This is a genomic window from Delftia sp. SD018 (genome assembly GCF_017355445.1).
Lineage (GTDB): Bacteria > Pseudomonadota > Gammaproteobacteria > Burkholderiales > Burkholderiaceae_C > Comamonas > Comamonas acidovorans.
In genome coordinates this window covers 123,001-148,629 of record NZ_JADDRN010000005.1, presented here as the reverse complement: position 1 = coordinate 148,629, position 25,629 = coordinate 123,001, and the positions used below count along the sequence as shown (strand labels likewise).

At 67.2% G+C, this 25,629-nt stretch carries 27 protein-coding genes and 1 tRNA gene; 19 read left to right on the top strand and 9 right to left on the bottom strand.

The window, feature by feature from the left end:
* Window positions 1–150: 150 nt before the first annotated feature.
* The 6 genes from INR38_RS07860 (at window position 151) to INR38_RS07835 (ending at window position 5,562) form a co-directional block, all read left to right on the top strand.
* Window positions 151–2,331 carry an SdrD B-like domain-containing protein gene (locus INR38_RS07860; RefSeq protein WP_242698993.1) on the top strand — a complete coding sequence of 727 codons (2,181 nt, stop codon included), beginning with the start codon at window positions 151–153 and terminating at the stop codon, window positions 2,329–2,331.
* 73 nt (window positions 2,332–2,404) lie between these two features.
* Window positions 2,405–3,016, top strand: a complete 612-nt coding sequence (locus INR38_RS07855) for a hypothetical protein (RefSeq protein ID WP_207443172.1) — start codon at window positions 2,405–2,407, stop codon at window positions 3,014–3,016.
* Window positions 3,016–3,636, top strand: coding sequence for a hypothetical protein (locus INR38_RS07850; RefSeq protein ID WP_013803844.1), 621 nt, complete (start codon window positions 3,016–3,018; stop codon window positions 3,634–3,636). The genes INR38_RS07855 and INR38_RS07850 overlap by 1 nt, the downstream gene beginning before the upstream one ends.
* A 26-nt stretch (window positions 3,637–3,662) precedes the next feature.
* Window positions 3,663–4,118, top strand: coding sequence for a hypothetical protein (locus tag INR38_RS07845; protein ID WP_242698992.1), 456 nt, complete (start codon window positions 3,663–3,665; stop codon window positions 4,116–4,118).
* Window positions 4,115–4,921 (top strand): hypothetical protein, encoded by an 807-nt coding sequence (locus INR38_RS07840; protein ID WP_207443174.1) that lies wholly within the window; start codon window positions 4,115–4,117, stop codon window positions 4,919–4,921. Before INR38_RS07845 ends, INR38_RS07840 begins: the two co-directional genes overlap by 4 nt.
* Window positions 4,921–5,562 carry a hypothetical protein gene (locus INR38_RS07835; protein ID WP_207443175.1) on the top strand — a complete coding sequence of 214 codons (642 nt, stop codon included), beginning with the start codon at window positions 4,921–4,923 and terminating at the stop codon, window positions 5,560–5,562. The genes INR38_RS07840 and INR38_RS07835 overlap by 1 nt, the downstream gene beginning before the upstream one ends.
* A 51-nt stretch (window positions 5,563–5,613) precedes the next feature.
* On the opposite strand, the gene INR38_RS07830 is transcribed toward INR38_RS07835, so the two are convergent.
* Window positions 5,614–5,964, bottom strand: a complete 351-nt coding sequence (locus INR38_RS07830; RefSeq protein WP_012203898.1) for a DUF1304 domain-containing protein — start codon at window positions 5,962–5,964, stop codon at window positions 5,614–5,616.
* 100 nt (window positions 5,965–6,064) lie between these two features.
* Complete coding sequence (locus INR38_RS07825; protein WP_012203897.1) at window positions 6,065–6,442, bottom strand: hypothetical protein; 378 nt, start codon at window positions 6,440–6,442, stop codon at window positions 6,065–6,067.
* A 403-nt stretch (window positions 6,443–6,845) separates the two neighbouring features.
* On the opposite strand from INR38_RS07825, the gene INR38_RS07820 reads away from it, so the two are divergent.
* The 6 genes from INR38_RS07820 to INR38_RS07795 all read left to right on the top strand — a co-directional run bounded on the left by INR38_RS07820 (window position 6,846) and on the right by INR38_RS07795 (window position 10,917).
* On the top strand, window positions 6,846–7,202 hold the full coding sequence (locus tag INR38_RS07820; RefSeq protein ID WP_013803850.1) for a PRC-barrel domain-containing protein: 357 nt from the start codon (window positions 6,846–6,848) through the stop codon (window positions 7,200–7,202).
* A gap of 129 nt (window positions 7,203–7,331) precedes the next feature.
* Window positions 7,332–7,682 (top strand): four-helix bundle copper-binding protein, encoded by a 351-nt coding sequence (locus tag INR38_RS07815; RefSeq protein ID WP_207443176.1) that lies wholly within the window; start codon window positions 7,332–7,334, stop codon window positions 7,680–7,682.
* 151 nt (window positions 7,683–7,833) lie between these two features.
* Window positions 7,834–8,193: a hypothetical protein gene (locus INR38_RS07810; RefSeq protein ID WP_012203894.1), complete on the top strand. Its 360-nt coding sequence runs from the start codon at window positions 7,834–7,836 to the stop codon at window positions 8,191–8,193.
* A gap of 132 nt (window positions 8,194–8,325) precedes the next feature.
* Window positions 8,326–8,607 carry an H-NS histone family protein gene (locus tag INR38_RS07805; protein WP_012203893.1) on the top strand — a complete coding sequence of 94 codons (282 nt, stop codon included), beginning with the start codon at window positions 8,326–8,328 and terminating at the stop codon, window positions 8,605–8,607.
* Window positions 8,608–8,872: 265 nt separating this feature from the next.
* On the top strand, window positions 8,873–9,874 hold the full coding sequence (locus tag INR38_RS07800; protein ID WP_207443177.1) for a hypothetical protein: 1,002 nt from the start codon (window positions 8,873–8,875) through the stop codon (window positions 9,872–9,874).
* A 23-nt stretch (window positions 9,875–9,897) separates the two neighbouring features.
* Entirely contained in the window at window positions 9,898–10,917 is a 1,020-nt protein-coding gene (locus tag INR38_RS07795) for a hypothetical protein (protein ID WP_207475791.1), read from the top strand.
* A gap of 95 nt (window positions 10,918–11,012) precedes the next feature.
* On the opposite strand, the gene INR38_RS07790 is transcribed toward INR38_RS07795, so the two are convergent.
* Together INR38_RS07790 and serS are read right to left on the bottom strand one after the other, a co-directional pair.
* Window positions 11,013–11,102 (bottom strand) — tRNA-Ser (locus INR38_RS07790).
* Window positions 11,103–11,135: 33 nt separating this feature from the next.
* Complete coding sequence (serS, locus tag INR38_RS07785) at window positions 11,136–12,452, bottom strand: serine--tRNA ligase (RefSeq protein ID WP_012203833.1); 1,317 nt, start codon at window positions 12,450–12,452, stop codon at window positions 11,136–11,138.
* 137 nt (window positions 12,453–12,589) lie between these two features.
* Here serS and INR38_RS07780 point away from each other — a divergent pair, with 137 nt between their 5' ends.
* A complete protein-coding gene (locus INR38_RS07780) occupies window positions 12,590–13,288 on the top strand; it encodes a CBS domain-containing protein (protein WP_096915443.1) in 699 nt (232 codons plus the stop codon).
* 76 nt (window positions 13,289–13,364) lie between these two features.
* Here the strand turns inward: INR38_RS07780 and ispH are convergent, their stop codons facing one another.
* Both ispH and INR38_RS07770 read right to left on the bottom strand, forming a co-directional pair.
* Window positions 13,365–14,363, bottom strand: coding sequence for a 4-hydroxy-3-methylbut-2-enyl diphosphate reductase (gene ispH, locus INR38_RS07775; protein ID WP_012203831.1), 999 nt, complete (start codon window positions 14,361–14,363; stop codon window positions 13,365–13,367).
* A 1-nt stretch (window position 14,364) separates the two neighbouring features.
* A complete protein-coding gene (locus INR38_RS07770) occupies window positions 14,365–14,835 on the bottom strand; it encodes an FKBP-type peptidyl-prolyl cis-trans isomerase (RefSeq protein WP_012203830.1) in 471 nt (156 codons plus the stop codon).
* 96 nt (window positions 14,836–14,931) lie between these two features.
* Here INR38_RS07770 and radC point away from each other — a divergent pair, with 96 nt between their 5' ends.
* From radC to INR38_RS07745, 5 genes are all read left to right on the top strand, one after another.
* On the top strand, window positions 14,932–15,612 hold the full coding sequence (radC, locus tag INR38_RS07765; protein WP_199958916.1) for a DNA repair protein RadC: 681 nt from the start codon (window positions 14,932–14,934) through the stop codon (window positions 15,610–15,612).
* A 49-nt stretch (window positions 15,613–15,661) separates the two neighbouring features.
* A complete protein-coding gene (locus tag INR38_RS07760; RefSeq protein ID WP_065346934.1) occupies window positions 15,662–16,174 on the top strand; it encodes a sigma-70 family RNA polymerase sigma factor in 513 nt (170 codons plus the stop codon).
* An 8-nt stretch (window positions 16,175–16,182) separates the two neighbouring features.
* The gene (locus INR38_RS07755) at window positions 16,183–17,175 is read left to right on the top strand and encodes a FecR domain-containing protein (protein WP_207443179.1); all 993 of its coding nucleotides are present in this window, start codon (window positions 16,183–16,185) and stop codon (window positions 17,173–17,175) included.
* Between the two features lie 98 nt (window positions 17,176–17,273).
* Window positions 17,274–19,844 (top strand): TonB-dependent receptor, encoded by a 2,571-nt coding sequence (locus tag INR38_RS07750; RefSeq protein ID WP_207443180.1) that lies wholly within the window; start codon window positions 17,274–17,276, stop codon window positions 19,842–19,844.
* A gap of 68 nt (window positions 19,845–19,912) precedes the next feature.
* Entirely contained in the window at window positions 19,913–20,572 is a 660-nt protein-coding gene (locus tag INR38_RS07745; RefSeq protein ID WP_013803859.1) for a Smr/MutS family protein, read from the top strand.
* 30 nt (window positions 20,573–20,602) lie between these two features.
* Here the strand turns inward: INR38_RS07745 and INR38_RS07740 are convergent, their stop codons facing one another.
* Both INR38_RS07740 and INR38_RS07735 read right to left on the bottom strand, forming a co-directional pair.
* Window positions 20,603–21,886, bottom strand: a complete 1,284-nt coding sequence (locus tag INR38_RS07740; protein WP_043824820.1) for an MFS transporter — start codon at window positions 21,884–21,886, stop codon at window positions 20,603–20,605.
* Window positions 21,887–21,921: 35 nt separating this feature from the next.
* Window positions 21,922–22,395: a MarR family winged helix-turn-helix transcriptional regulator gene (locus INR38_RS07735; protein ID WP_071954544.1), complete on the bottom strand. Its 474-nt coding sequence runs from the start codon at window positions 22,393–22,395 to the stop codon at window positions 21,922–21,924.
* Between the two features lie 105 nt (window positions 22,396–22,500).
* On the opposite strand from INR38_RS07735, the gene INR38_RS07730 reads away from it, so the two are divergent.
* Window positions 22,501–23,121 carry a PaaI family thioesterase gene (locus INR38_RS07730; RefSeq protein WP_065346902.1) on the top strand — a complete coding sequence of 207 codons (621 nt, stop codon included), beginning with the start codon at window positions 22,501–22,503 and terminating at the stop codon, window positions 23,119–23,121.
* A 72-nt stretch (window positions 23,122–23,193) separates the two neighbouring features.
* Here INR38_RS07730 and INR38_RS07725 read toward each other — a convergent pair whose 3' ends face one another.
* Window positions 23,194–25,272, bottom strand: coding sequence for a bifunctional 2',3'-cyclic-nucleotide 2'-phosphodiesterase/3'-nucleotidase (locus INR38_RS07725; protein WP_207443182.1), 2,079 nt, complete (start codon window positions 25,270–25,272; stop codon window positions 23,194–23,196).
* Window positions 25,273–25,629 lie beyond the last annotated feature (357 nt).

Sequence of the window (25,629 nt, the reverse complement as noted above, 5' to 3'; positions counted from 1 at the left end):
CGAACGCTGCCGCGGACCGTTGCCGGCCCCGCTGGAGTCTGGTCGCGCCTGCCGCTCGCGTGCCTTGGATGGAGCCTGGCAGCCGCTCCCGCCTTCCTGTGCGGCGCACAGGCGCAAACACCTTCTTCGGCGGCCGTTGCCGGTACCTCCATGGCTGAGGCACGCATCGAATCCCTGGACCGCGACCAGGCCGAGCAGGCCCGGCTCAAGGCACTCTCCGAAGGGGCCGCCCCCGCCTACCAGGACCGTTTCATGGATCCGGACGAGATCGCACAGTCCGCTGCCGCCGAGCCCGAAGCCGAGCAGCCCGAGGGCTTTCGCGCCTGGGTGGTGGAAAGCCGCCTGGGCCTGGGCGAATCCCGCACCACCGGCTATGGCCGCCAGCGCGCCACCGAAATCGGCCAGCGCCTCGAATACCGCCGCGAGACACTGAACTACGGCGAGTTCACCCTGCAGGCCGAAGGCCGGCACCTGAGCGGCGACAACTTTGGCAATGGCCTGGGTATGGGCGGCCTGAGTATTGGCGGCCTGGGCTATGCCCGGCAAGCCACGAGCGAGCGCTTCACGCTGCGCAACCTTGGCTTTCCGCTGACCACGCAGACCTTCGCCGACACGGCCGTGGGCGACCTCTACAGCGAGCTGACCGATGGCCTGGCGCGCAACTACCGGCTGTCGCTGGGCTCGACCACGGTGCGCGGCGCCTCGGCGCGCATCTTCCGCCCTGATCTGGACCTGCGCGCGGGCTACGGCCAGCGCGGCCTTCTCACGGGAGGGCCCTACCCCGGGTTCGAGAAAAACCAGGGCACGCTGGGCTGGCTGGGCGCCACCGTGCGGCTGGACGGCCCCTGGTTTGCCGCCTTCCAGCTGGACCAGGCCGACGATATTCCTGCCTACTACAGTCCCAGGCACTACCCCGGCGATGACACGCAATACGACCCCGGCTCCGCCCTGGGCCTGGGCAGCAAGCGCGTGACCAGCTGGGCCGCCTCGCTGGGCTACGGGCGCGGCGTACTGCGCGATGGCGACTTCAGGCTTCGCACCACGCTGCTGGGCAGCCGTACCAGCGCGCCCCTGTTTTCTCCAGCGGCAGGCACCGCCGGCACGGAGGGCCGCAGCGCCCAGGGCCTGTTCATCGAGGCCAGCGCGCGCGCTGGCGCCTACCGCCATGAATTCGGCCTGCATGCAGCCCAGCCCCAGCTGCACTTTGGCGACTACGCGCTGTCCAGCGCGGCGCGCGGCGCCTATTGGCGCGTGGACCGCCATGTCACCCGCCTGAGCTGGGGCATGGGGCTGGACTACGAACGCACGCCGCAAACCACGGCGCAGGATGCAGGCTTTCAACTGTCGGGCTACCGCCGCCTGGGAGCGAATGGCAATGCCCAATACCAGTTCGACCGGCACACGGCCGTGGGCGGCAGCTTCAGCGCCTACCAGACGCGCAACGATGCGGGCACCGCAGGCGGCGGCCAATCGCGCAGCCTTTATGGCAGCGCGTTCTACCAGACCCGCTTTTTCGACTGGCCGCGCAGCCGCTTCATGCTGACCGTCCGGCGCAACGAGCTCATCGTGCTGGGCGACTCCTCCGCGACGGGCCAGGAGGTGCAGTGGGAGCAGGACTGGGCCGGTGCACGCCAGGCAACGCTGCGGTCCGAGCTCACCACCACGTTGGGCTATGCGCGCGACCGCAGCGGCGGCATGTCGCGCAACTATCCAACGGCCGGGCTGCAATGGCGCTACTGGCTGGAAAGCGGGCTGCAGCTGGCCGGCAACCTGCGCTACACCTCGCAAAGCGGCAGCCTCTACACCAGCCGGGGCCTGTCGGGCTCGCTGTCGGCCGAGAGGGAACTGGGCCAGGGCTGGCGCATGGGCTTCATGGCGCACTTCAACCAGGCCCGGTCCTCGCTGCTGCCCACGCCCTCTTCCCTGCCCAACCTCTACCGCAGCGACGAGAAGACTGCCTATGTCTACCTGCGCTGGGAAGGCAGCGCGGGCACGGCCTATGCGGCCGCAGGCGCACCCGGTGAAGGCGTGGGCGGCGGCAGCCTGTCCGGCCGCGTGTTCTACGACGCCAACCGCGACGGCGAACAGCAGGCGGGCGAGGTGGGCGTGGCCGGCGTCGAGGTGGTGCTTGACGGCCGCTACCGCACGGTGACCGACCGCGATGGCCAGTTCGAATTCCCGGTGGTGCCCACGGGCCACCACCGGCTGTCGCTCACCCAGGAAAGCGTGCCGCTGCCCTGGGGCGCCTCCGGCGACAACACCAGCAGCGTGCACGTGCCGCTGCGCGGCCAGGCCTCGGCGTCGATTGCCGTGGTCAAGGTGGGCGAGTGAGTGAATGAGTGAATGAATGACCGATTAAGGCGCAAAGGCTTCCCAGGCAACCCGTTCCATCCAAGGAGATTCCATGAAACGAACACCCATCGCCCAACGCCTGCTGGCCGCATCGCTCGGCGGCCTCGGCCTGGCCCTGACCACGTTGCCTGCCATGGCCGAGAGCCAGTACGGATCGGGCACCGGAACCATCACGGCCCAGGCCAAGGTCAACCTCAGCGTGACCGTGCCCAAGCTCATCTTGCTGCGCGTGGGCTCGACCAATACCACGGTGGACACGGTGACCTGGACCTCGACGCTAAGCATCCCAGGCGTGCCCACCACGCCGCTGGCCTCGGTCAACAACACCAACGTGGACTGGAACGGCGCCGCGCCCACCGTGGCCACCGCCTCGGCTGCCGCCACGCTCACGGTCTATGCCTGGACCAATGCCGGCGCCGGCACCATCAACTGCGCGGTCGGCGCCTGGAATGCCACGGGCGGCCCCGCCAACGCGGACTTCACCGTCACGACCACCGGCACCCTGCCCCACCCCGGGCCCAATCTGGGTGCCTGCGCATCCACCTCGTTCCCCTCCAACGTGGTTGCGACGGGAACCTGGGCGTATGCGCTGGGAGGTACGCCGGCCAGCTGGGCTGCTAATACCTATACCAACGTCATCACGTATACGGCCCAGGGCATCTGATGGACAAGGCATTGCCTCGCCTGCTGGCCGCAGCGGCCCTCTGCGTTGTGCAGCCGCCCGCGCAGGCCGTGTTCACCATCGTGACCGACACAGACCTGCTCAACTACAGCCTGACCCTGCGCGTGGGCACGACCGGGGCAACCGTGGACACCGTGGCCTTCAGCGTGACGGGAGCCAACGCCGGCCTCACGCCCGTGGCCGTGACGGGCACGCCCAGCATCAGTGTCTCGGTGTCTCCCACACGTCCCGCGCTGGGCACCGCCGTGGCCCGGCCAGTCACCCTGGTCGTCGATTCATCCACCGCACTTTCCTGCCAGTCGGGTGGCTGCGGCAGCGCGACCATTCCGTTCAGCAAGATCAGTTGGGTGGCATCGAACAACGGCAATGCTGCGTCCGGCGACATACAGAACGGGCGCTTCACCGCCAGCGCCGGCCAGTCCATCGCCAGCTACAACGCGAACGCATCCGTCTGTTCTGGCGCGCTGTGCCCGGTCGCTGGCTGGACCGTCCAGTCACGGCAACTGACCGGCACCGTGCTGCAGTTCACCTACGACAACGACGTGGTCTACCCGGGCGGCAACTACAAGGGCACCGTGCGCTTCACGGCATCGATGGTATGAGGCGGTTGGCGTGGCCGCTCCTGTGCATGGCACTGGCCTGGGCCACGGCCCTCGCGGCGCATGCCGAAGTGGCGCGGCTGGACGACTCGGCTTCGCCCCGGTCCCAGGTGCGCAGCGACTTCGCCCGGGCCAGGGTCGTCGGCGAGCGGCTGCTGGAGCTGCCCATGGGACGCATCGAATACCGGCTGGCCACGGCGCCCCATGTCGGCCGCACGGCGCGCATCTTCTATGTGATTCCTGCCCTGGTCACGGGCCTGCGCTCGCCTGGGGGCATGCAGGTGCAGTGGCGCGGCAATGGCGTGTTTGCAGGCGGCACGGGCCGGCCCGGCGACCGGGTCCAGGTCTGGAACGGCGTGGTCCGCACGCCCTGGATGGCCGAGGTTTTCGACCTCACGCTGCACATCGACCCTGCCGAGCTGCGCCTGACCCGGGGCTCGGCACTGAGCTTCGAGTCCTACTTCGAGATCGAGACCCTGCCATGAAAGCTCCTCCCATCGCCGTTTCACTGGCCCTGCTGATCGCCTGCAGCGGCGCCGCCGCCGCACCGTTCGAGCTGGCCGTGGCGCCCTCGCGTTTCGAGCTGTCGGCCAAGCCGGGTGCGCGCACGGGCCAATCGCTGGACATCCACAACCTGGCCTCGGCACCCACCGAGGTGGCCATGCGCACCATCGACTGGACCTATTCCGACACGGGCGACATCACCTACCACGACGAACTGCTGCCCGGCAGTTGCCGGCCCTGGGTGCTGCTGGAGCGGCGCAGCGTCACGATTGCAGGCCGCAGCAAGAAGGCCTTCCGTTTCCAGGTGGAGCCGCCTGCCGATGCGCCGCGCGGCGAATGCCGCTTCATGATCGCCATCGAAGGCGTGGAGCCCGCGCAGCAGACCGTCATACGCAGCGGCGGCGCCAGCCTGAGCCTGCCTGTCACGGGCCGCATCGCGGTGGCCGTCTACGTGACGCTGGGAGGTGCCGCGCCCCAGCTGGACATTCGCCAGCTTTCCATGGCCGAAGACGGCAAGACGCGCCGCGCCCTGGTCACCGTCAGCAACACCGGCGATGCCCATGGCCGGCTGGAAGGCAGCCTGGACGCCGTGGACAACAAGGGCCGCCGCTTCGAACTGGTGCCGGAAGGCACGCCCATACTGCCGGGCCAGACACGCACGCTGGCCCTCATGCCCAAGGGTGAAGACGGCCAGCCCGCCCCGCAGCCCGTGTATCCGGTCAAGGCAAAGGGCAGCCTGGACTGGGAAAAAGGCAGCTTCAAGATCGATGTGGAACTGAAGTGATGGCACTCAGGATGATGGCGTGGCTGGTCCTGTCCATGGCGTTGGGCGGCCTGGGCCACACCGTGCATGCGGCGTCCAGCACCACAGGCCCCAGCCTGCTGGTGCCGCTGAGCACCTCGGTGAACCTGGACTTCACCATCGCCATCGACAAGTTCATCTTCTTTCGCATAGGCGACGGCACCTGGCCCACGCCCGGCGGCACGACCAGCAGCGTGGCCTTTGTGCTCGCCCCGTCCATCCCTGGCGTGCCCACCACGCCCGTGGCGGGCAGCAACACCTCGGTGAACTGGAGCGGCGCGGCCCCCAGCTTCAGCATCACGCCCAGCGGCAATGTGCTGCCGGTGGAGGTGCGCAGCAACGCAGGCCAGGTCACGCTGCGCGCCACCGCCACCACGGCGCTGGCCAGCGGGGCCAATACCATCCCGCTGTCGGAGATCACCATCGCCACCAGCGACAGCAACCTGCCCGCACCGCTGATACCCAATACGGGAACGGGCGCAGCGGTCAACGTGGTGGCCACCGCCTTTGCGGGGCTGGTCACCCAGCGCACGGCGAACTGGACCCTGTCCTATGCCAACCTGGCCTCCCGCAGGGCAGGCACCTACACCGGGCAGGTCACCTTCACGGCCAGCTCGCCCTGAGCGCTTTGGGAGCTTTGGGAGCTTTGGGCGCTTTGGGCGCTTCGGGCGCGCTCAAAGGCCCAGGTACAGCGCAATCAGCGACACAGCAGCCGGCACGGCCTGCACCCAGAGGATCTTGCGGCTGGCCGTGGCGGCGCCATACACGCCGGCCACCAGCACGCAGATCAGGAAGAAGTATTTGAAGCCCAGGCCATCGGCCCCCTGCGCCAGCCCCCAGATCAGCCCGGCGGCGAGAAAGCCGTTGTACAGGCCCTGGTTGGCGGCCAGTGTCCTGGTCTGCTGGGCAAATTCGGGCGTCAGGCCAAACGCGCGGCGTCCGGCCGGCTTGTCCCAGAGAAACATCTCCAGCACGAGGATGTATACATGGATTGCGGCGACGATGCCGATGAGTACGTTGGCCATCTGGGGTGAGAAGAAAGTGGACAGGCCTCTGTATACGGGATGCACCCACACGCGTCCATGGCCGCTGCGCTACACAGGGCCTGCCACCACCCCTTGCCTGTCACCCGGAAGACTTGCTGCCGGGGTGCGACGGTTTTTCCGCGCCCTGCGCAGGTGCCACGGCGCCAGCGGCCGCACCGCCCAGCGCACCGGCCACGCTGCCTACCGTGCCGCCGACCACCACGCCCACCGGGCCGGCAATCGCAGCACCCGCCGCAGCGCCTGCAGCGGCTCCGGCCAGCACGCCGCCGCCGATGAATACCGAGCGCGACTCGCGCTCTGCATCCTCGGGCGACAGTTCGAACTGCGCGGACGCATCGGGGTCCTGCGAAGGAACACCGTGGCCGGGGCGTGCCTGCTCGGCAAGGTCTTCATCCTCGGGGGCATCCGTGGACACCGGCTGGATGGGCTGGATGGATGGCTTGTTGCTTGCATTCATGAGGCTCTCCTTCGGGGCATGCCACACGCATGCGGGACTGCCTGCGCTTCATTGCCCTGTCGTTTTTGTTGTACGCCTCGCCCTGCCGCGCCGCAGCCGGCCCAGGCTGCTGCCCCGCGTCAGCCAAGGCCCGCAGCCCCGCCGACCTTGACTACAGGGGCTCGTAGGAACTGGCCTCCGCCGCCCAAGGCACCTCCTACGCCCGTCGCGGCGGCCCGACTACCCGGTGCCCGCAGATGCCGTCCTAAGCTAGAACCCAGAAGCACACAGGCTTCGACTTCGCCAGGCGATGCACAGGTTTTCTTGACGGGCCGGCTACCGCGCCCCATTCAAAGCCGCATCGCTCAGCCGCCAGACGCACCGCGCTGGCGGGTCAGCACAAACCCACTCACTGGAGAACGTCATGGTCACACCCAACACCGCATCGAGCGTCATTTCTTCCGAAACCGTCAGCGGCACCAATGTCTACAACCCGGCAGGCGACAAGCTGGGGACCATAGACACGCTGATGATCGACAAGCTGTCCGGCAAGGTGCGCTACGCCGTCATGGAGTTCGGCGGCTTCCTGGGCATCGGCACGGATCGCTATCCGCTGCCCTGGGAATCCCTCAAGTACGAGCCCAACATGAATGGCTACGTGGTGTCGCTGACGCGTGAGCAACTGGACAACGCTCCACGCTACGAGCGCGATACGGCTCCGGCATACACCGATGAATATGGCCGCCGCGTGAACGACTACTACGGCGTGCCCTACCTGTAAATCCCGACCCTTGCGGTCTTTGACACAGCCCCGTTCGCGGGGCGTTTTCTTTGGTGCGGATAGCTGCCAGCAAATGGCCAAGGAAGAACGCCCTGCGCGACTTCACTCCCTCATTCCTGGAGAACTGCCATGAATACCACCCCACCTGCCATCGACTACAAGGCCTGCATGGACGCCTGCCAGGCCTGCGTCATTGCCTGCAATACCTGCGCCGCCGCCTGCCTGAAGGAGTCAGACGTCCAGATGATGGCCGCCTGCATTGCCCAGGACCTGGAATGCGCGCAGATCTGCGAACTGGCCGTGGCCGCAATGGCGCGCCAGAGCCCGCATGCGCCGGACATCTGCCGCCTGTGCGCCCAGATCTGCCAGGCCTGCGCCGACGAATGCAGCAAGCATTCCCACGACCATTGCCAGGCCTGCGCGGCAGCCTGCCAGCAATGCGCCATGTCGTGCAATCTCATGGGCATGCAGTCGCACTGACACGGCTGGCATGGGCCATGACAGCCGCCCTGGCAGAAATCCTGCAAACACGCAGGAAAAAACGCCACCGGCGCTGTCGCCAAACGCCGCGCCTTCGCGGAACCGGGCTTGCCTACACTTTGATGCATATCCAGGCACACAGGAGGCAACCATGGCACTCGAAATCAGCGCAGAGGAACGGTTCTTCACCCTGCTGAACCAGTTGAAGCACATGCCTCCCTGCTCATCCCGCCAGGAGGCACACGACATGCTGTTGCTGCTCTGGATGCGCATCTGCGAAGGCGCCGGCGCTCGCCGGGAATTGCTCAACCGCATGCGGCAACGCACGCTATGCGCAGAACATGGCTGGAAAAACCTCGACAAAAGCCCTTGCCATCTGGATTCGGACACCCTGCCGGGTATCCGCATCTATCTGCACTCCAACGGCACCATCGTCATTCAAAGACAGGGGGGAGCGCAGGATTCCGAAATCCTGCACTTCAGCGCCAGGCGCGAATTTGCCGAGGCCTAGGCCCGGTCCGCGCACAGCGCGTGGGCAGTCGGAGCAGAGGCTAGGTGCAAACACCAACGATGTCCCACATGCGACATGGGCCCTGTCTCCATAGAATGCGTCATTGTGTAGCACACTATCCATGAGGAATACATGACAGCAGATTACAAAACCCTCCTCCAGCAGAAGGCCGAGCTTGAGGCAAAGATCGCCGCCACCCTGAAGGCGGAAAAAGGCGGAGTCATCGCCAAGGTCCGCGAACTCGTCGAGCAGTTCGGTCTGACCCAGGATGACATCTTCAGCACCGGCAAGGCCAAGTCCGCCAGCATTGGCGTGGCCAAATACCGCGACCCCGCCAGCGGAGCCACCTGGACCGGCCGGGGCAAACCGCCGCGCTGGATTGAAGGCAAGGACCGCAAGGCCCTCGAGATCTGAGCACGGCCCGCCAACGCGGGCCTTTTTTATGGCTGCAACTGCCTGCTGCGTCAGCACAGGCTGCAGTTGCACTACCATCATTGCGTTGTTCTGCAAAGGCAACAGAGCCTTGAGCAACTCACAGGGCCTTTGGCAAAGACGCTCCCCTGCCAGGAGTCTCCGCCGCAAGCCAAGATGCCTTTGCGCAGCACATCCGATCTCATGCAAATCGGCCCACACCGCGCGGCTTCAGCGATCACTATTCATACTGCATCGAAAAGACATCATGCTTGATGGATCAAAAACACTGGTGATGATTGCTTTCTTTTGGATGACCATGGTCCATGGTGCATCAGGGCAAAACATCCAATCACCGATCTTGCTTCATGAAAGAACATCGCCCACTGCTTTTCCAGTCGCCATTTATCGTGGCATCAAGGTGGATGATTTCAGAAAACTGGTGATCAGTGCTTTCGAAAGCGCCCGGTTTTCCCATACGTCCATTGAAAAATCGAAGGATGGAACGGCGCAATACAAATTCTTCTATTCCGTGGCGACGGGTGGAAAAATTCAGCGCGTTGATGTGGTCCTGCGGGTGGACGAGAACCTTGACAAGAGCAAGAGATGCGCCAGCTGCTTCTTGCGGCTGACCATGATTCCCGATCTCCCCAGCCTTCAATCTTCTTCGTGGATGCTTCAGTACGATCTGAGTCGCCAGGTTTTTTCGGCCATCGATCAAGCCTATGCCAGCATTCACGATCTCGGGCGAAAATCCATGGACGCGGATTTCGGGTTCAACTATAGAAACAAGTGGCGAGGAGAAAGAAATCTATACGAAAACTCATTTGTCGGCATTGATCCATCAAGTCTGAAGACCATGATCATCGACGCATACAGCGTTGCCGGCTTCAAGCTTGCAGGCGATACAACGAAGGATTCCATCCTTTCCGAATTGACCTTCTCTTTTCCCATCGCTCCAGATCAAACCGAAGGCGTTGTCTACAAGATTTCTCTGGCAAGCCAACTCGACGCAAGCAATCGCTGCTATCCCTGTGAGATCAGTGAGGTCTATGACCCTCACCAGCGACTGCCGGCAGCGGGCCTGTCTGGCATGTCCAGCCGGCTGACGCTCGAGTCACGCTTTACCGCTGCCCGCATGCAGGCGCTTGAAAAGCTCAAGAGTGGCACCGAGCACTATTTGCGCCCGGAAACCGTTTTCACCATCCCGCCAAAGCCCGCACCGCTCGGGTCGCCCCGGCCGCAGATCCAGCCACCCATCGTCACATGACTGCCCTGCCACACGCAAACGCCATGCGTGCCGGCCTGCTGGCACGGCATCCAGGGTTCGACGGCCTGTTCATTGCCGGCACGCTGGCATTGGCCCTCGGCATGACGGCCATGGCTTCGATATCGCCTGCCATGCTGCTTGCCATCGTGCTGGTGGATACCTGGCTTTTCGCCAATCCTCATGTCATGGCCACCTTGACCCGGATCGGAGCCAGCATGGCCGATATCCGACGCCATCGCTTCCTGATCTTTGGCCTGCCCGTGATCGTGCTCGGCGGTGTGGTGGCGACCGTGCTGGCATTCGAGGTCGCCGGGCTGTTCACGCTCTATTTCTGCGCGCAGAGCTATCACGTGGCGAGGCAGTCCTTCGGCATCGCCAGGGCCTATCGGCGCTCAGGGATGCATCCCTTTCGCCAGGACAGGCTCGCAGAAGCCCTCATCTACCTCGTTGCCGCGTGGGGGTTGCTTGCCCGCTGCGCCCAGGCGCCCGAGACCTTTCTGGGCTATCCCATCCAACTGCCTGCCGTACCCGCCCAGGCGGCCAATGCGATGGGCGTTGCGGCCATCGCTTGCAGCGCCTTCTGGCTATGGCGACAGGCTCGCCTGGCTCTGGCGGGAAACATCGATTGGCGTCACGATGGCTTTGTGGCCTCGCATGCATTCACCTGCTTCGTGGCCTACATCTGGATCACCGACATCACGCTCGGATGGCTCCTGATCAATCTGTGGCACAACCTGCAGTACCTGCTATTCGTCTGGGTGCAGAACATCCGCCGCGAGCGACAGACACAAGCCGACAAGGCGTCGGAGACCGGCTTGTGGAAGAACGCTGCCCGGTATGGTGGTGTGTGCTTGGCACTGGGCTCAATGCTCTACCTGGCCATCGACTGGGCAGGCACACAACTGCTCTGGCTGGGGCTGCCCACTGTGCTGATAGCGCACTTCACCCTTGGTTTTCATCACTACCTGGTGGACGGGGTGATTTGGAAGCGGCGTGCTGCCTCAGCGGAGCATGGCGCACTTGTCAGGCGCGATTGCAAGTAAGCAACCGGGCAAGGCCTTCCCATTGCAGGCGGCCACCGGCACGCCAGAAACAGAAAAACCCAGTGCCGTTTTCACAGCACTGGGTTTCATGTTTCTGGCGGAGAGGGAGGGATTCGAACCCTCGGTACGTTCGCACGTACGCCTGATTTCGAGTCAGGTACAATCGACCACTCTGCCACCTCTCCGCAGCGTCGAAGCTGAAATTATAGCCTAAAAATTCAGGCCTTCAGCAAAGTCTGTCCGCCCATGTAAGGACGCAGCGCCTCGGGGATGGTCACCGAGCCGTCGGCGTTCTGGTAGTTCTCCAGCACAGCCACCAGCGTGCGGCCCACGGCCAGGCCGGAACCGTTGAGCGTGTGCACCAGCTCGTTCTTGCCCTGGGCGTTCTTGAAGCGTGCCTGCAGGCGGCGCGCCTGGAAGGCCTCGCAGTTGGAGACCGAGCTGATCTCGCGGTAGGTGTTCTGCGCAGGCAGCCAGACTTCCAGGTCATAGGTCTTGGCCGCGCCAAAGCCCATGTCGCCCGTGCACAGGCTCATCACGCGGTAGGGCAGGCCCAGCTTCTGCAGCACGGCCTCGGCGTGGCCCGTCATTTCTTCCAGCGCCTCGTAGCTCTTTTCCGGATGCACGATCTGCACCATCTCGACCTTGTCGAACTGGTGCTGGCGGATCATGCCGCGCGTGTCGCGGCCGTAGCTGCCGGCCTCGGAGCGGAAGCAGGGGCTGTGGGCCGTGAGCTTGATGGGCAGCTGGTCCTCGGCCACGACCACGTCGCGCACGAAGTTGGTCAGCGGCACTTCGGCCGTGGGAATCAGGTAGAGCGCCGCGTTGTCGGGCACGGGTTCGCCGTCCTGGCCGCCCTTCTTGGCGGCGAACAGGTCGCCCTCGAACTTGGGCAACTGGCCCGTGCCCTTGAGCGAGTCGGCATTGACGGCGTAGGGCACATAGCACTCGGTGTAGCCATGCGAGTCGGTCTGCAGGTCGATCATGAACTGCGCCAGGGCGCGGTGCAGGCGGGCGATGGGGCCCTTCATCACGGTGAAGCGCGAGCCCGACAGCTTGACGCCCATGTCGAAATCCAGGCCCAGCGGCTGGCCCACGTCCACATGGTCCTTGACCTCGAAATCAAAGGTCTTGGGCGTGCCCCAGCGGCGCGCCTCCACATTGCCGCTTTCGTCCGCACCGACGGGCACGCTGTCGTGCGGCAGGTTGGGCACGGCCAGCAGCATGGTCTGCAGCTCGCCCTGGATCTGCTCCAGGCGCGTGGCCGACTGGTCCAGCTCGGTCTTGAGGCTGCCGACTTCGGCCTTGGCGGCCTCGGCAGCGTCCTTCTCGCCCTTGCCCATCAGCATGCCGATCTGCTTGGACAGCTGGTTGCGCTTGGACTGCAGCTCCTCGGTCCGCGTCTGCAGGGACTTGCGCTCTGCTTCCAGGGACTGGAAGGCCTCCACATTCAGGAAGGCCTGGGGCTTTTTGCGGGTCTCCAGCCGTGCGACGGCCGAGTCAAGGTCTTTGCGAAGAAGAAGGATATCGAGCATAGCCGGCAATTTTAGGCGGTATCGCCATGGCAGCGCCCGCCCCTGGGCGTTGGGGGTCTTGCCGCTACAGAAATCCCGCGCCAGCGCCGATACTTCCAATATGCCGCCCACAGCGGTTTGCGCACCCGGGAGCACCCATGTTTTTTGTCTTCGGTCCCAACGGACAGATGTTTCGCGGTCCCGCCGAGCGGCTGGGCCAGGTGGCGCCCGTGCGCCGCGTACAACGCCCGCAGGCCCTGCGCACACGCTCGGCCGATGTGATGGCGGGCGACGCCACCGCCTCGTTCCCCGCCATCCTGGCCGACCTCGCGGGCCAGCCTGCCGGCGCGCCGGAGCCCGCGCCGCGGCTGCGCGGAGCGGTCGATGCCTACCTTTCCACGGAAAAAGGCCCCAGCCAGCCACGCCAGCCTCTGCAGACCGTGGCCGACGTGATGAGCCACGAGGCCGTGACGGTATCGCCCGAGGCCGGTGTCAACGACGCCTGGCGCGTGTTGGCCGAGCACGGCGTGGCCCAGGCGCCCGTGCTGGATGCCGGTGGCCGCGTGGTCGGGCTGCTGCTGCGTGCCGACATGGCGCCGCTGGACCTGCTGCCCGAGCCCGGTGCGATCAAGGACGCCATTGCCCTGGCGCGCCGGCCCGTGAACGAGGTCATGATCTCCCCCATTCCCACGGTGGCCACCACCACCGACCTGCGCCGCGTGGCCGGCGTGCTGCTGGAGACCGGCCTGCCGGGCCTGCCCGTGACCGATGAGCAGGGCCTGCTGGCCGGCTTCATCAGCCGCACCGACATCCTGCGCGCCGTGGCCTCCGATCCTCCGCTGGATCTGTGGAGTTGAGGCTTTCGGCCCCACCATGCAAAACGGGCGCCAGGCGCCCGTTTGCTTTTTGGCCAATGCCCGCTGCGCCTGCGGCTCAGCCGCCCGTCTCGGGCTGCTTGCCCACGGAGATCTCCAGCCCCGTGGCCGCGTCGATCTTCAGGCCCTTGGGCAGCGGGAACTTCACGGTCTCCTCGATGCCATCCATCTTGCGCACCGACAGAGCGCCCAGCTGGCGCAGGCGCTGGATGACCTCGTCCACCAGCACCTCGGGGGCGGAGGCCCCAGCCGTCAGGCCCACGCGCCCGGCATTGGCAAACCATTCCTCGCACAGCTCGCCCGCGTTGTCCACCATGTAGGCGGGCGTTCCCAGGCGCGCGGCCAGCTCGCGCAGGCGGTTGCTGTTGGAGCTGGTGGGGCTGCCCACCACGATGAGCACATCCACCTGCGGCGCCAGCACCTTGACGGCGTCCTGGCGGTTTTGCGTGGCGTAGCAGATGTCCTGCTGCTTGGGCTCGCGCACCTGCGGAAAGCGGGCTCGGATGGCCGCCGTGATGCCGGCGGCATCGTCCACCGACAGCGTGGTCTGCGTGACCACGGCCAGCTTCTCGGTCTGGCGGGGGGTGACACGGGCCACATCGGCCTCGTCCTCGACCAGGTGGATGCCCTCGGACAGCTGGCCCATGGTGCCCTCGACCTCGGGGTGCCCCTTGTGCCCGATCATCAGGAACTCGTAGCCTTCCTTGGCGAGCTTGGCCACTTCCACATGCACCTTGGTCACCAGCGGGCAGGTGGCGTCGAAGATGGAGAAACCGCGCCGCCGCGCCTCTTCCTGCACCGCCCGGCTCACGCCGTGGGCGCTGAACACCAGGGTGGAGCCGGGCGGCACGTCGTCCAGCTCCTCGATGAAGATCGCTCCCTTGGCCTTGAGATCGTTGACCACGAAGGTGTTGTGCACGATCTCGTGGCGCACGTAGATGGGCGCACCGAACTTGGCCAGCGCACGCTCCACGATCTCGATGGCGCGGTCCACGCCGGCACAGAAGCCCCGGGGCTCGGCCAGCAGGATTTCCTGGGGCGAGGTCGAGTCCAGCACCTCAGAGCACCCCGATGATCTGCACTTCGAACGTCACCGGCTGGCCCGCCAGCGGGTGGTTGAAGTCGAACAGCACGGCGCCGTCCTCGCGCACCTGCACCACGGCGCCCGCGTAGCTGCCCAGGCCGTCGGGCGTGGGGAACTGCACCACGTCGCCGGGCGCGTACTGCTCGTGCGGGTCGCCCAGCTCGTTCATCAGCTTGCGCGCCACCCACTGCATCATGTCGCCGTTGCGCTCGCCAAAGGCTTCGCCGGCCGGCATCTCGAACGTTGTGCGCGTGCCTTCGGCCAGGCCCAGCAGGCGCTGCTCGACGGCGGGCGACAGCTCGCCCGCGCCCAGGGACAGCGTGGCGGGCTTGTCGTTGAAGGTGTTGATCACATCGCCTGCAGGCCCGGACAGGCGGTAGTGCAGCGTGAGGAACGAGCCGGTCTGGACCGTGGGGAGGGCCGAGGAAGAAGCGCTAGAGGTCATGGAAGTCCCGATAAACTGGCCCGTATTGTAGAAAAACATCCATGCCCCCACGCCCCGTGCAACGGTGTCCCTGCGGCGCCCCCACCTGGCTGAACCATGGCTCTCAAAGACCTGCCCGCCCAGGCCCAGCCGCGCGAAAAGCTCGCGGCGCGCGGCCCCTCGGCGCTTTCCGATATCGAACTGCTGGCCATCGTGCTGCGCACCGGCATGGCCGGCAAGGGCGTGCTGCAGCTGGCCCAGGAACTGCTGCAGTTGCCCGGCCGGGCCGGCCTGTCCGGGCTGCTGCAGGCCGGGCACGCGGACCTGAAGGCCATCAAGGGGCTGGGGCCTTCCAAGTGCGCACAACTCCTGGCCGTGCTCGAACTGGCGCGCCGCGCCATGGCCGAGCAACTGCGCGAGCGCCCGGCCCTGGCCTCGCCCGAGGCCGTGGCGCGCTACCTGCAGCTGCACCTGGCGGCGCGCCAGCATGAGGTGTTCGCCGTGCTGTTCCTGGACGGGCAGAACCGGCTGATCGCGCTGGAAGAAATGTTCCGGGGCACGCTCACGCGCACCAGCGTCTACCCCCGGGAGGTGGTGCTGCGCGCCCTGCACCACCATGCGGGCGCCGTCATCCTGGCCCACAACCATCCCAGCGGACAGGTCCAGGCCAGCGCCGCCGACAAGGCCGTCACACAGGGACTTCAGGCCGCCCTGGGCCTGGTGGACATCCAGGTGCTGGACCATGTGATCGTGGCGCCCGGTGCCTCGCTGTCCATGGCCAGCGAGGGGCTGATGTAGGCAGACTCTGTAAAATGAGAAAAATTCTCATTTGCAAAACCGCTGCACCATGCCCTCCCCGTCCACCGCCGACCCGGTGCACACGCTCTACGTCGCCCACCATGACTGGCTGCACGGCTGGCTGCGGCGCAAGCTGGGCAATTCCCACCAGGCCGAGGACCTGGCGCACGACACCTTCGAGCGCGTGGTGGCGTCCCGGCAGGCCCATGCCATCCAGGAGCCGCGTGCCTACCTGACCACGCTGGCCCAGCGGGTGCTCTACAACTTCTGGCGCAGGCGCGAACTGGAGCAGGCCTGGCTCGATGCGCTGGCCACGCTGCCCGAGGAAGTGGCGCCCTCCCCCGAGGACTACGCCCTGGTGCGCGAAGCCATCGAGGCCCTGGACCAATGGCTGGACGGCCTGCCCCCGAAGGTGCGGCAGGCCTTCTTGCTGCGCCGGCTCGACGGCCTCAGGCATGCCGAGATCGCCGAGGCCATGGGCGTGTCCATTGCCACGGTGGAGCGCTACATGAAGCAGGCCCTGGTGCACCTGTACCTGTCGCCGCAGGCTTTCCCCGGCTGATCGCCTACATGGATGCCGCCACCGATCAGGCCATCGACTGGCTGGTGCGCCTGGACTCGGGCCACGCCAGCGATGACGACCGCCGCGCCTTCGCCCACTGGCTGCGCCAGTCGCCCTGCCATGCCCAGGCCTGGGCCATGGTGCAGCAACGCCTGTCCGCCGGGGTGGAGCCCGCCCTCGTGCAGTTGCGCCGGCAGGGCGGGGGCACGGCGGCCCTGGGCCTGCAGGCGCTGGTGGCGCCCATCCCGAAGGCCGCGCGCAGGCGCGGCCTGTTGCGCGGTGGGTTGGCCGCCCTGCTGGCCAGCACCGCCACGGCCTGGCTGGTGCACCGGCAAACACCGCTGACCACGCTGGCCGCCGACCTGCGCACGGGCACCGGCCAGCGCAGCCACCACCGGCTGCCGGACGGCAGCGAGATCGAACTGGATGCCCGCTCGGCCGCCGACATTGCCTACAGCGACACCCGCCGCCTGGTGCGCCTGCGCGAAGGCGCGCTGCTGGCGCAGGTGGCTGCCAGCGCGCCGGGCCAGCCCCTGCGCCCGTTTGTCGTGCAAAGCGCCCAGGGCACGGCCCAGGCGCTGGGCACGCGCTTCATGGTGCGCCAGGCAGAAGGCAGCACCCTGGTGCATGTGCTGGAGCACAGCGTGCTGCTCACCAGCCTGAACGGCCGGCAGCACCGGCTGCAGGAGGGCCGCAGCGCCTGGATCGACGCCGACGGCATCCGCACGCAGGACACCGCCCACCTGGCGCCGGCCGCCTGGGCTGACGGCGTCATCGACGTGCGCGACCAGCCGCTGGGCGAGGTGATCGACGCGCTGCGGCCCTACCAGGCCGGCATGATCCGCATCAGCCCCGAGGCCGCGCGCCTGCGGATCTTCGGCGTGTTCCAGCTGGCCCGGCCCGACCAGGTGCTGCAGGACCTGGTGGACACCCATCCCGTCAGCGTGCGCCGCTGGGGGGACTGGCTGACGGTGATCGACGTGCGAGACCGGTCCGCTTGAATCTTTTTTTGCGCCGCGTGAGGGGTTTTGCCGCCCTTGTCGCACATACGGAATGAAAGCCCTTCATTTCCACCGCAACGACAAGGACCTCCGACTCCATGGCCTCCGCACGCCGCCCTCTCCGTACCCCGCAGCCTGGCAGCACGCCCGCACACCGCAGGCCGAGCCCGCCCTCGCTGCTGCTGCCCGTGGCCGCCGCGCTGGCCTGGTCGCTGTCCGCACCGCCGCAGGCCTGGGCACAGCCGGCGGCGGCCAGCACATCGCAGGCAGCCGCCACGCTGGAATGGGACCTGCCCGCCGGCGCGCTGGACGACTCGCTGGCGCGCATCGCCCGCCAGGCCCAGCGCAGCATCAGCGCCGACCCGGCCCTGCTGGCCGGCAAGCGCGCGCCCGCCATCCGGGGCAGCTACAGCGTGGAGCAGGCCGCCCAGCTGGCGCTGGGCGACAGCGGGCTGCGGCTGGCACGCACGCCCCAGGGCACGCTCACGGTGCTGGCCTCCGCCGCCGCGCCCGCGGCGCCACCGGCCACGGCAGCGCCGGGCCGCGCCCAGGACCATGCGCTGGCCGAGGTCAAGGTGGTCGCCCAGGCCGACCGGGCAGGCACGACCGAAGGCACGGGCAGCTACACCGCGCGCGGCCCCAGCGGCCTGGCCACGGGCCTGGCGCTGAGCGTGCGCGACACGCCGCAGTCGGTCAGCGTGATGACCCAGCAGCGCATGGAGGACGAAAACCTCACCAGCATCAGCGACGTGCTGGCGCGCGTGCCGGGCATCTCCACCTCGGCGCTGGGCACCGAGCGCAGCAACGCCAACGCGCGCGGCTACCCCATCACCAACTACCAGCTCGACGGCGTCAGCACGCACACCGAATTCCTGGGCCTGGACGCCCTGCCCACGCAAAGCATTGCCGACATGGCGCTGTACGACCGCATCGAGGTGCTGCGCGGCGCCTCGGGCCTGACCACGGGCGCGGGCGATCCGTCCGGCATCGTCAACATGGTGCGCAAGAAGCCCACGGCGCAGTTCCAGGGCTCGGCCGAGGCCAGCGTGGGCTCCTGGGGCAACCGGCGCGGCGTGCTGGACCTGTCCTCGCCGCTCAACGCCTCGGGCAGCGTGCGCGGCCGCCTGGTCGCCGTGCACCAGGAGGGCGACAGCCACATCGACTTCTACAGCAAGAAAAAAGACGTGCTCTATGGCGTGATCGAGGCAGACCTCACCTCCACGCTCAAGCTCACCGCCGGGCTGGACCACCAACGCGGCCGCTCGCGCGGCTCCATGGCCTACCTGGGCTTTCCGCTGTTCAGCAGCGACGGGCGGCAGACCGACTTCCCCGTCTCCTTCAACCCGGCCAGCCGCGACAACCGCTTCAACACCGACTCCACCAGCGCCTTCGTCACGCTGGAGCAGGCGCTGGCCAACCGGTGGCAGCTCAAGCTCTCGGCCAACTACCTGCGCTCCAACCAGCGCGAAGACGCGGTCTACCTGGCCGTCAACAACAGCCTGTTCGACCGGGAGACCGGCGATGGCCTGTCGCTCAACGCCGAGCGGCGCGACTACCGGCTGCGCAACAAATCCGTGGACATCAACCTGCGCGGCCCCTTCAACCTGGGCGGGCGCGAGCACGAGGCGGTGCTGGGCTTCGACTACACCGACTTCCAGAGCCTGACCGACGGCAGCTTCGACATCACGGGCCTGCGCAACAAGCCCGTCAACATCTACCAGTGGGACAGCAGCGGCAGCCCGGTGTTCGGCGACCGCTTCGTGGTCTTCGACAGCACGCGCCGCCAGACCAGCCTGTACGGCGCCGGCCGCTTCGCGCTGGCCGACGACCTCAAGCTCATCGTGGGCGGCAAGCTGTTCAACTACGACAGCGACTACCGCACCGACACCACGGACGGATACCACCAGACCTCGCCCTCGTCCGAACGCCGCGTGTTCACGCCCTACGCAGGCCTGGTCTACACGCTGAACCCGCAGCACACGCTGTACGCCAGCTTTGCCACCATCTACAGCCCGCAGACCTCGCGCGACCGCAACGGCTCCTTCCTGGACCCGCAGGAAGGCAACACCTACGAGGCCGGCATCAAGAGCGAATTCCTGGACGGGCGCCTGGCCACCAGCGCCGCCGTCTACCTCATCCGCCAGGACAACCTGGCCGAGTCCGATCCCGGCCAGTTCATCCCGGGCACCACCACCACCGCCTCGCGCGCCATCAAGGGCGCCAAGACGCGGGGCCTGGACCTGGAAGTCAACGGCGCCATCAACCGCCAATGGTCGATTGCCGCCTCCTACAACTTCAGCGCCTCCGAAGACGCCACGGGCCAGCGCATCAACACCACCTTCCCGCGCCAGATGGCCCGCCTGTGGACCACCTACCGCATGCCCGGCGAATGGCGCCGCCTCACCCTGGGCGGTGGCGTCAACTGGAGCAGCGGCATCGAGTACAGCGGCGAAGCCTGGCAGGTCAGCAAGCAGGTCAGCGCGCGCCAGGCCTCCTACGCCGTGGCCGGGCTCATGGCGCGCTATGACGTGAGCGACCAGCTGTCGCTGACGCTGAACGTCAACAACCTGTTCGACCGCAAGTACATCGCGGCCATGTCCGGCTGGTGGTACTCGGGCATGTACGGCGCGCCGCGCAACGTCCAGGTCAGCGCCCGCTATCGCTTCTAGGGCCACCAGGCATTGAGAGGGCGCCATGGCCGCCGGGGTGCCGAAATTGCGGTACAACCGGCGTCACCATGACTTTGAAAGCCACCAGCCTGCAGGACCTCGCGCCAGTGCGCCGCGCACTGGCCGAAGCCGCCGCCCAAGAGGCCCTGCTCCAGCAGCAGCGCGCCGAGGCGGCGCGCCGCCTCCTGGCCGAGCAAAAGCTGTTCGAAAACACCGTGGGCCCGGTGCATGCGCTCAAGTCCGCGCACGCCCGCCACCTCCATGCCCCCGAGCCCCCCGAGCCGCTGCCCCTGCAGCTGGAGCTGGACGAGCAGCGCGTGCTGCAGGAGGCCATGAGCGACGAGTTCGACGTCAGCACCCTGCTGGACACCGACGACCAGCTCAGCTTCCGGCGCCCCGGCATCGGCCTGGACGTGACGCACAAGCTGCGCGCCGGGCAGTGGAGCATCCAGCGCCAGCTGGACCTGCACGGCCTGCGCGTGGACGAGGCGCGCGAGGCGCTGGGCCAGTTCATCCGCCTGTCCCACCGCACCGGCATACGCTGCGTGCGCGTGGTGCACGGCAAGGGCCTGGGCTCGCCCGGCAAGACCCCCGTGCTCAAGGGCCGCGTGCTGCGCTGGCTGGTGCAGAAAAAGGAAGTGCTGGCCTTTGTGCAGGCCCGCCCGGCCGAAGGTGGCGCGGGCGCCCTGGTCGTCCTGCTGCAGCCGGGCAAGCGCCAGCTGTACTGAGGGCGTGGATGGCGTGAACGGTGATGGTGTTCAGGCCGCGGCCACCGCCGCCGCCTTGCGCGCCCGCCCTATCACCAGCGCCATCACCGCCGCCACCAGGCAGGCCAGGCCGGCCGCATACAGCGCGGGCGTATAGGTCAGCAGCAACGTGCGCGTCAGGCCTGCGCCCCAGGCAGCGGTGGCCGCGCCCAGCTGGTGGGCCGCGAAGATCCAGCCGAACACCAGCCCCACCTTCTGCGGCCCGAAATGCTGGGCGGTGAGCTTGACCGTGGGCGGCACCGTGGCGATCCAGTCCAGCCCGTAGAACATGGCGAACAGGCCCAGGCCGTAGAAGGTGAACTCCGAATGCGGCAGCCAGAACAGCGACAGGCCGCGCAGCCCGTAGTACCAGAACAGCAGCTTGCGGTTGTCGTAGCGGTCCGACAGCCAGCCCGACAGCACGGTGCCCACGAAGTCGAAGGCCCCCATCATGGCCAGCACCGACGCGGCGGGCACCGCGCCCATGCCGTTGTCGCCGCACAGCGAGATGAAGTGCGTCTGCACCAGGCCGTTGGTGGACAGGCCGCAGATGAAGAAGGTGCCCGCCAGCAGCCAGAAGGTGCGGTTGCGCGCGGCCTCGGCCAGCACCTTGAAGGGCGTGCCGAAGTTCATGGCCATGGCCGGCGGCGGCGGGGCCGAGGCATCGCCGCCAAAGGGCACCAGGCCCAGGTCCGAAGGCCGGTCCCGCACGAACAGCAGGGCCAGCACCGCGATCAGGGCACTGGCCACGAACACCGGCACCGTGGCCGAGCGCCAGCCCCAGTGCTCGATCATCCAGGCAGCCAGCGGCAGGAAGGCCAGCTGCCCCGTGGCCGCACTGGCCGTGAGCACGCCGATGACCAGGCCGCGCCGCGCCGCAAACCAGCGGTTGGCCACCACGGCGCCCAGCACCAGCGCCGTCAGGCCCGTGCCCATGCCCAGCAGCAGGCTCCACAGCAAAAACAGATGCCACAGCTGCGTGGCCTGCGTCACCATTGCCATGGCGCCGCCCACCAGGGCCAAGCCCATGCACATCACGGCACGCAGGCCGAAGCGCTCCATCATCACGGCCGCAAACGGCCCCAGCAGGCCGAACAGCGCAAAGCGCAGCGCCAGGCTGCTCGAAATCTGCTCCGTACTCCAGCCGAACTCGCGCGACAGCGGCTGCAGCATGGCGCCCGGCAGGCCCAGCGCCGCCGACATGGTCAGCATGGTGAGGAAAGTGATGGCCGCGACCAGCCAGCCGTAGTGGATGCCGCGCCGCTGCAGCCAGCGCGCCGTGGAGTTGGAGAGCATGGGAGTCTCTTCGGGGGTTGGGAATTCGGTAGGGCCTACGCCTGCGGGCCGTCTGCAGCGTTGCCATCGCCATCGAGCAGCACCAGGCATTCGTCGATCAGCGCATGCAGGGCCGCCACGCGCTCCAGGCCCACGCGGGCGTTGAGCTCGTTCTGTGCGGTCTTCCAGCTTTGCTTGGCCTCTTCGCGCTTGGCCTGGCCCGCGTCGGTGATGTGCACCAGGCGGCTGCGCTGGTCCTCGCCCTGGCCCATGCGCACCCAGCCGGCGTCGATCAGCGGCTTGAGGTTGCGCGTCAGCGTCGAGGCGTCCATGCGCATGCGCCGCGCCAGGTCCGAGGGCCGCACCGGACCGGCGGCCAGCACGTGGCTGAGCAGCGAGTACTGCGTGATGCGCAGCCCCGTCTCGTTCAGATGGGCGTCATACACCTGGCCCACGCTGCGCATGAGCTGGCGCACGCGGTGGTTGGTGCAGCCCTGGGGCACGGCGAGGATGTCTGGATTCACTGGCATGGCGCAGATTATTGCATATACAACTGTTGTAGATACAATAATATCCACACCGCCATCCCAGACAGCCTGGCGCCCGCATTTTTCCCAATGAAAGAGAGACATTCCATGGACACCCGCACCCACTCCCCGGAGCAGGCCGCCCACAGCCTCACCTCCGGCGCCACCTCCAGCCCCACCTCCGGCGCCATCTCCCCTGCCCTGCAAGCCTGGCTGGACGAGGAACAGGCGGTCACCCTCCGGCTGGACGCCGGCCCCGGCGCAGGCGTGTCGCGCCCCGACCAGGTCGCAGGCCGCAGCGGGCTGGAGCTGATGCAGGCCATGCTGCGCGGCGAACTGCCCTACCCGCCCATTGCACGCACGCTGGACTTCATGCTGATTTCTGTGGGCGAAGGCAGCGCCGTCTTCCAGGGCCGCCCCGGCGCCAACCACCTCAACCCCATGGGCACGGTGCACGGCGGCTGGTTCGCCACCTTGCTGGACTCGGCGCTGGGCTGCGCCGTCCACACCTGCATGCCGCCGGGCCGGGGCTACACCACGGCCGAGCTGGGCGTGAACCTGGTCAAGGCCCTGACCCCGCGCGTGCCGCGCGTGCGCGCCGAAGGCCGCGTGCTGCACTGCGGCCGCCAGCTGGCCACGGCCGAGGCGCGCCTGGTCGGCCCCGATGGCACGCTCTACGCCCACGCCACGACCACCTGCCTGGTGTTCGAGATGCCTCCTGCGCGCTGAAGCCCGTTCGGCACAAGCAAAAAAGCCCCGTGCCAGATGCACGGGGCTTTTTTGTTGCTTGCCTGCCGGAACTTACTTCGACAGATCCAGGCGGTACTTGGACGTGCCCTTGCCCGAGCCGTCATCGGCCGCCACCAGCGAGATGTTGGCCAGGCCCGCCGCCTGCGCCACCGGCAGCGCGTTGGCGCCGGAGCTGAACACCACGTTGGCCGAGGTGGCCACCTTGGTGAAGCGCCAGCTCTTGGCCGCGCCATTGGCAGCACGCGTGATGCTGCCGTTCTTGCGCACGTAGCCGATCACCACGTCGCGGTTGGCGTCCGGCGAGGCCCAGATGGCGCTGGAGCCGTCGAGCTTGGCGATGAAGCTCTTGCCGCTGGTGGCGCGGTAGTTGTTCGTGGCGATCACGAACTCCTGCGCCGGGTCGATGGCCTTGCCCAGGTACTGCAGGTTCCTGATGCGGCTGCCCACGGGCTGGGTCACGTCGATCTCGTACTGCACATCGGCCGTGGTGAACATGTCGAAGTTGTAGCCCGGGAAGGTGCTGATCAGCTGCTGCTCACCCGTCTTGGCCGGATCGATCTGGTTGAAGCGCTTGGCAGCGGCCTCCAGCCAGTCCTTGATGTCGGCGCCATTCACCTTCACCGCATACACGGTGTTGGGGTACAGGTACAGGTCGGCCGCGTTGTAGATGGCCAGCGGGCCCACGGCCACGTCGGTGTAGTCGGCGCCGCCCTGGAAGCCCGACTTGAACGGCGCGCTCACCGACAGCACGGGCAGCTGCGCGTACTGCGGCAGGCTGGCCTTCACATAGTCGGCCACATAGTCGCGCTGCGCCTGGTTGACGATCTGGATGGCGCCCGGGTCGCCCACATCGGCGAACAGCGTGCTCATGCGGAAGTCCGTGCTGCCGATGGGCGTCTTCACGTACTGGATGGCGGCCTGGTGCTGGCTCTCGATCAGCGGCGCCACCGTCGGGTCCACGGCCACGTAGGTGGCCTTGCCTGCGGCGTCCTTGCCGGTCTGGATATTGCGCAGCTCGCTCTTGCCCGCGCTCTTGTCCACGCTCCACTGCTTGCCGTCCCACTTCAGCGCCAGCTGGATCACGCCCAGCGCCTTGCCCCAGGAACTGGCCATCACCGACTGCACGCCGTTGATGGTGCCCGCCTTGTTGTCCACGCCCGCCTGCGTGAAGGCCGGCGTGGCCGCCGCATCGGGGAACACGCTGTGCTGGTGGCCCATGACCATGGCGTCGATGCCGGCCACCTTGCTCAGGTGCAGGCCGGGGTTCTCCATCGTCGGCGAGTAGGCCGCGCCGTCCAGGCCGCCGTGCAGCATGGCCACCACCACGTCGGCGCCCTTGGCGCGCATCTCGGGCAGGTACTTCTGGGCGGACTCCACGGCGCCTTCGGTGTAGAGCTTGCCCTCCAGATAGCGCTTGTCCCAGTTCATGATGCCCGGCGTGGTGAAGCCGATCACGCCGATCTTGATGGGCAGCTCCACCGCCTTGCCATCCTTGTCCTTGGCCGCGATCTTGCGTTCCAGAATCACGTAGGGCTGCACCAGCGGCTGCTTGGTCTTGCTGCTGTAGACATTCGACAGCGCCATGGGAAAGCCATTGCCCGCGCACTTGACCGACTTGTCCACGCCGTCCACGTCCAGGCCGCCGCCCAGCACCTGGTTCAGGAAGGGCAGGCCGTAGTTGAACTCGTGGTTGCCCAGCGTGCCCGCATCAAAGCCCAGCGCGCCCATGGCCTTGTACATGGACAGCTGCTGCGTGCAGGGGATCTTGGCTACCTCGGCCTCGTAGTCGGCCAGGGCCGTGCCCTGGATGGTGTCGCCGTTGTCCACCAGCAGCGTATTGGCAAACTCCTTGCGCGCCGCACGCACCAGCGTGGCCGTGCGCTCGAAGCCGTAGGAGGCATCCTCGGCAAGCTTGAAATAGTCATAGCTGCGCACATTGAAGTGCAGATCCGTGGTCTCCAGCACGGCCAGCGTGGCCGTCGCGGGCTGGCTGGCCACCGGGGGCGTCGTGCTGTCGTTGCTGTCGCTGCCACCGCAGGCGGCCACCAGCGCGGCGCTGGCCAGGACGCTCAGCGCCAGGCGGCGGGACAGGAGCAGGGATTGCAATGTGGGGAGGTTGCTCAGCGGCATGTGGTTTTTGTGGGGGTGGTGAAGGGGGGGAGTTTGTTGGTGGGGGTTTACAGGGGTGTGACAGCTGGTCTGTTCTGGTCTGTTCTGGTCTGGTCTGGTCTTGGTCAGGTGCTGTTTTTTGTCCCTGCCGGGGGGTTGTTTTTCGAGGCCGGGTTTCGGCCCGGCGGCCGACCTACCTTCTTTTGCTTCGCCAAAAGAACGTAGGCCAAGAAAAGGCGACCCGGATGTCCGCGACCCCTTCGCTTCGCTGCGGGGCAACCTGCGTCGTGGCGGTTGCGGGGTTCGCCGTGAAACTCACTTCGCGCTGCGCGCTACGTTCAAACATCACGGCGAGTCAGATCACGAAGCAAGCCTGTC

What these genes read in the sequence shown, in the direction of transcription:
- INR38_RS07860 (WP_242698993.1), top strand. Translation starts at nt 151, where the DNA reads ATGGCTGAGGCACGCATCGAATCCCTGGACCGCGACCAGGCCGAGCAG.
- INR38_RS07855 (WP_207443172.1), top strand. Translation starts at nt 2,405, where the DNA reads ATGAAACGAACACCCATCGCCCAACGCCTGCTGGCCGCATCGCTCGGC.
- INR38_RS07850 (WP_013803844.1), top strand. Translation starts at nt 3,016, where the DNA reads ATGGACAAGGCATTGCCTCGCCTGCTGGCCGCAGCGGCCCTCTGCGTT.
- INR38_RS07845 (WP_242698992.1), top strand. Translation starts at nt 3,663, where the DNA reads ATGGCACTGGCCTGGGCCACGGCCCTCGCGGCGCATGCCGAAGTGGCG.
- INR38_RS07840 (WP_207443174.1), top strand. Translation starts at nt 4,115, where the DNA reads ATGAAAGCTCCTCCCATCGCCGTTTCACTGGCCCTGCTGATCGCCTGC.
- INR38_RS07835 (WP_207443175.1), top strand. Translation starts at nt 4,921, where the DNA reads ATGGCACTCAGGATGATGGCGTGGCTGGTCCTGTCCATGGCGTTGGGC.
- INR38_RS07830 (WP_012203898.1), bottom strand. Translation starts at nt 5,964, where the DNA reads ATGGCCAACGTACTCATCGGCATCGTCGCCGCAATCCATGTATACATC.
- INR38_RS07825 (WP_012203897.1), bottom strand. Translation starts at nt 6,442, where the DNA reads ATGAATGCAAGCAACAAGCCATCCATCCAGCCCATCCAGCCGGTGTCC.
- INR38_RS07820 (WP_013803850.1), top strand. Translation starts at nt 6,846, where the DNA reads ATGGTCACACCCAACACCGCATCGAGCGTCATTTCTTCCGAAACCGTC.
- INR38_RS07815 (WP_207443176.1), top strand. Translation starts at nt 7,332, where the DNA reads ATGAATACCACCCCACCTGCCATCGACTACAAGGCCTGCATGGACGCC.
- INR38_RS07810 (WP_012203894.1), top strand. Translation starts at nt 7,834, where the DNA reads ATGGCACTCGAAATCAGCGCAGAGGAACGGTTCTTCACCCTGCTGAAC.
- INR38_RS07805 (WP_012203893.1), top strand. Translation starts at nt 8,326, where the DNA reads ATGACAGCAGATTACAAAACCCTCCTCCAGCAGAAGGCCGAGCTTGAG.
- INR38_RS07800 (WP_207443177.1), top strand. Translation starts at nt 8,873, where the DNA reads ATGCTTGATGGATCAAAAACACTGGTGATGATTGCTTTCTTTTGGATG.
- INR38_RS07795 (WP_207475791.1), top strand. Translation starts at nt 9,898, where the DNA reads ATGCGTGCCGGCCTGCTGGCACGGCATCCAGGGTTCGACGGCCTGTTC.
- serS (WP_012203833.1), bottom strand. Translation starts at nt 12,452, where the DNA reads ATGCTCGATATCCTTCTTCTTCGCAAAGACCTTGACTCGGCCGTCGCA.
- INR38_RS07780 (WP_096915443.1), top strand. Translation starts at nt 12,590, where the DNA reads ATGTTTTTTGTCTTCGGTCCCAACGGACAGATGTTTCGCGGTCCCGCC.
- INR38_RS07770 (WP_012203830.1), bottom strand. Translation starts at nt 14,835, where the DNA reads ATGACCTCTAGCGCTTCTTCCTCGGCCCTCCCCACGGTCCAGACCGGC.
- radC (WP_199958916.1), top strand. Translation starts at nt 14,932, where the DNA reads ATGGCTCTCAAAGACCTGCCCGCCCAGGCCCAGCCGCGCGAAAAGCTC.
- INR38_RS07760 (WP_065346934.1), top strand. Translation starts at nt 15,662, where the DNA reads ATGCCCTCCCCGTCCACCGCCGACCCGGTGCACACGCTCTACGTCGCC.
- INR38_RS07755 (WP_207443179.1), top strand. Translation starts at nt 16,183, where the DNA reads ATGGATGCCGCCACCGATCAGGCCATCGACTGGCTGGTGCGCCTGGAC.
- INR38_RS07750 (WP_207443180.1), top strand. Translation starts at nt 17,274, where the DNA reads ATGGCCTCCGCACGCCGCCCTCTCCGTACCCCGCAGCCTGGCAGCACG.
- INR38_RS07745 (WP_013803859.1), top strand. Translation starts at nt 19,913, where the DNA reads ATGACTTTGAAAGCCACCAGCCTGCAGGACCTCGCGCCAGTGCGCCGC.
- INR38_RS07740 (WP_043824820.1), bottom strand. Translation starts at nt 21,886, where the DNA reads ATGCTCTCCAACTCCACGGCGCGCTGGCTGCAGCGGCGCGGCATCCAC.
- INR38_RS07735 (WP_071954544.1), bottom strand. Translation starts at nt 22,395, where the DNA reads ATGCCAGTGAATCCAGACATCCTCGCCGTGCCCCAGGGCTGCACCAAC.
- INR38_RS07730 (WP_065346902.1), top strand. Translation starts at nt 22,501, where the DNA reads ATGGACACCCGCACCCACTCCCCGGAGCAGGCCGCCCACAGCCTCACC.
- INR38_RS07725 (WP_207443182.1), bottom strand. Translation starts at nt 25,272, where the DNA reads ATGCCGCTGAGCAACCTCCCCACATTGCAATCCCTGCTCCTGTCCCGC.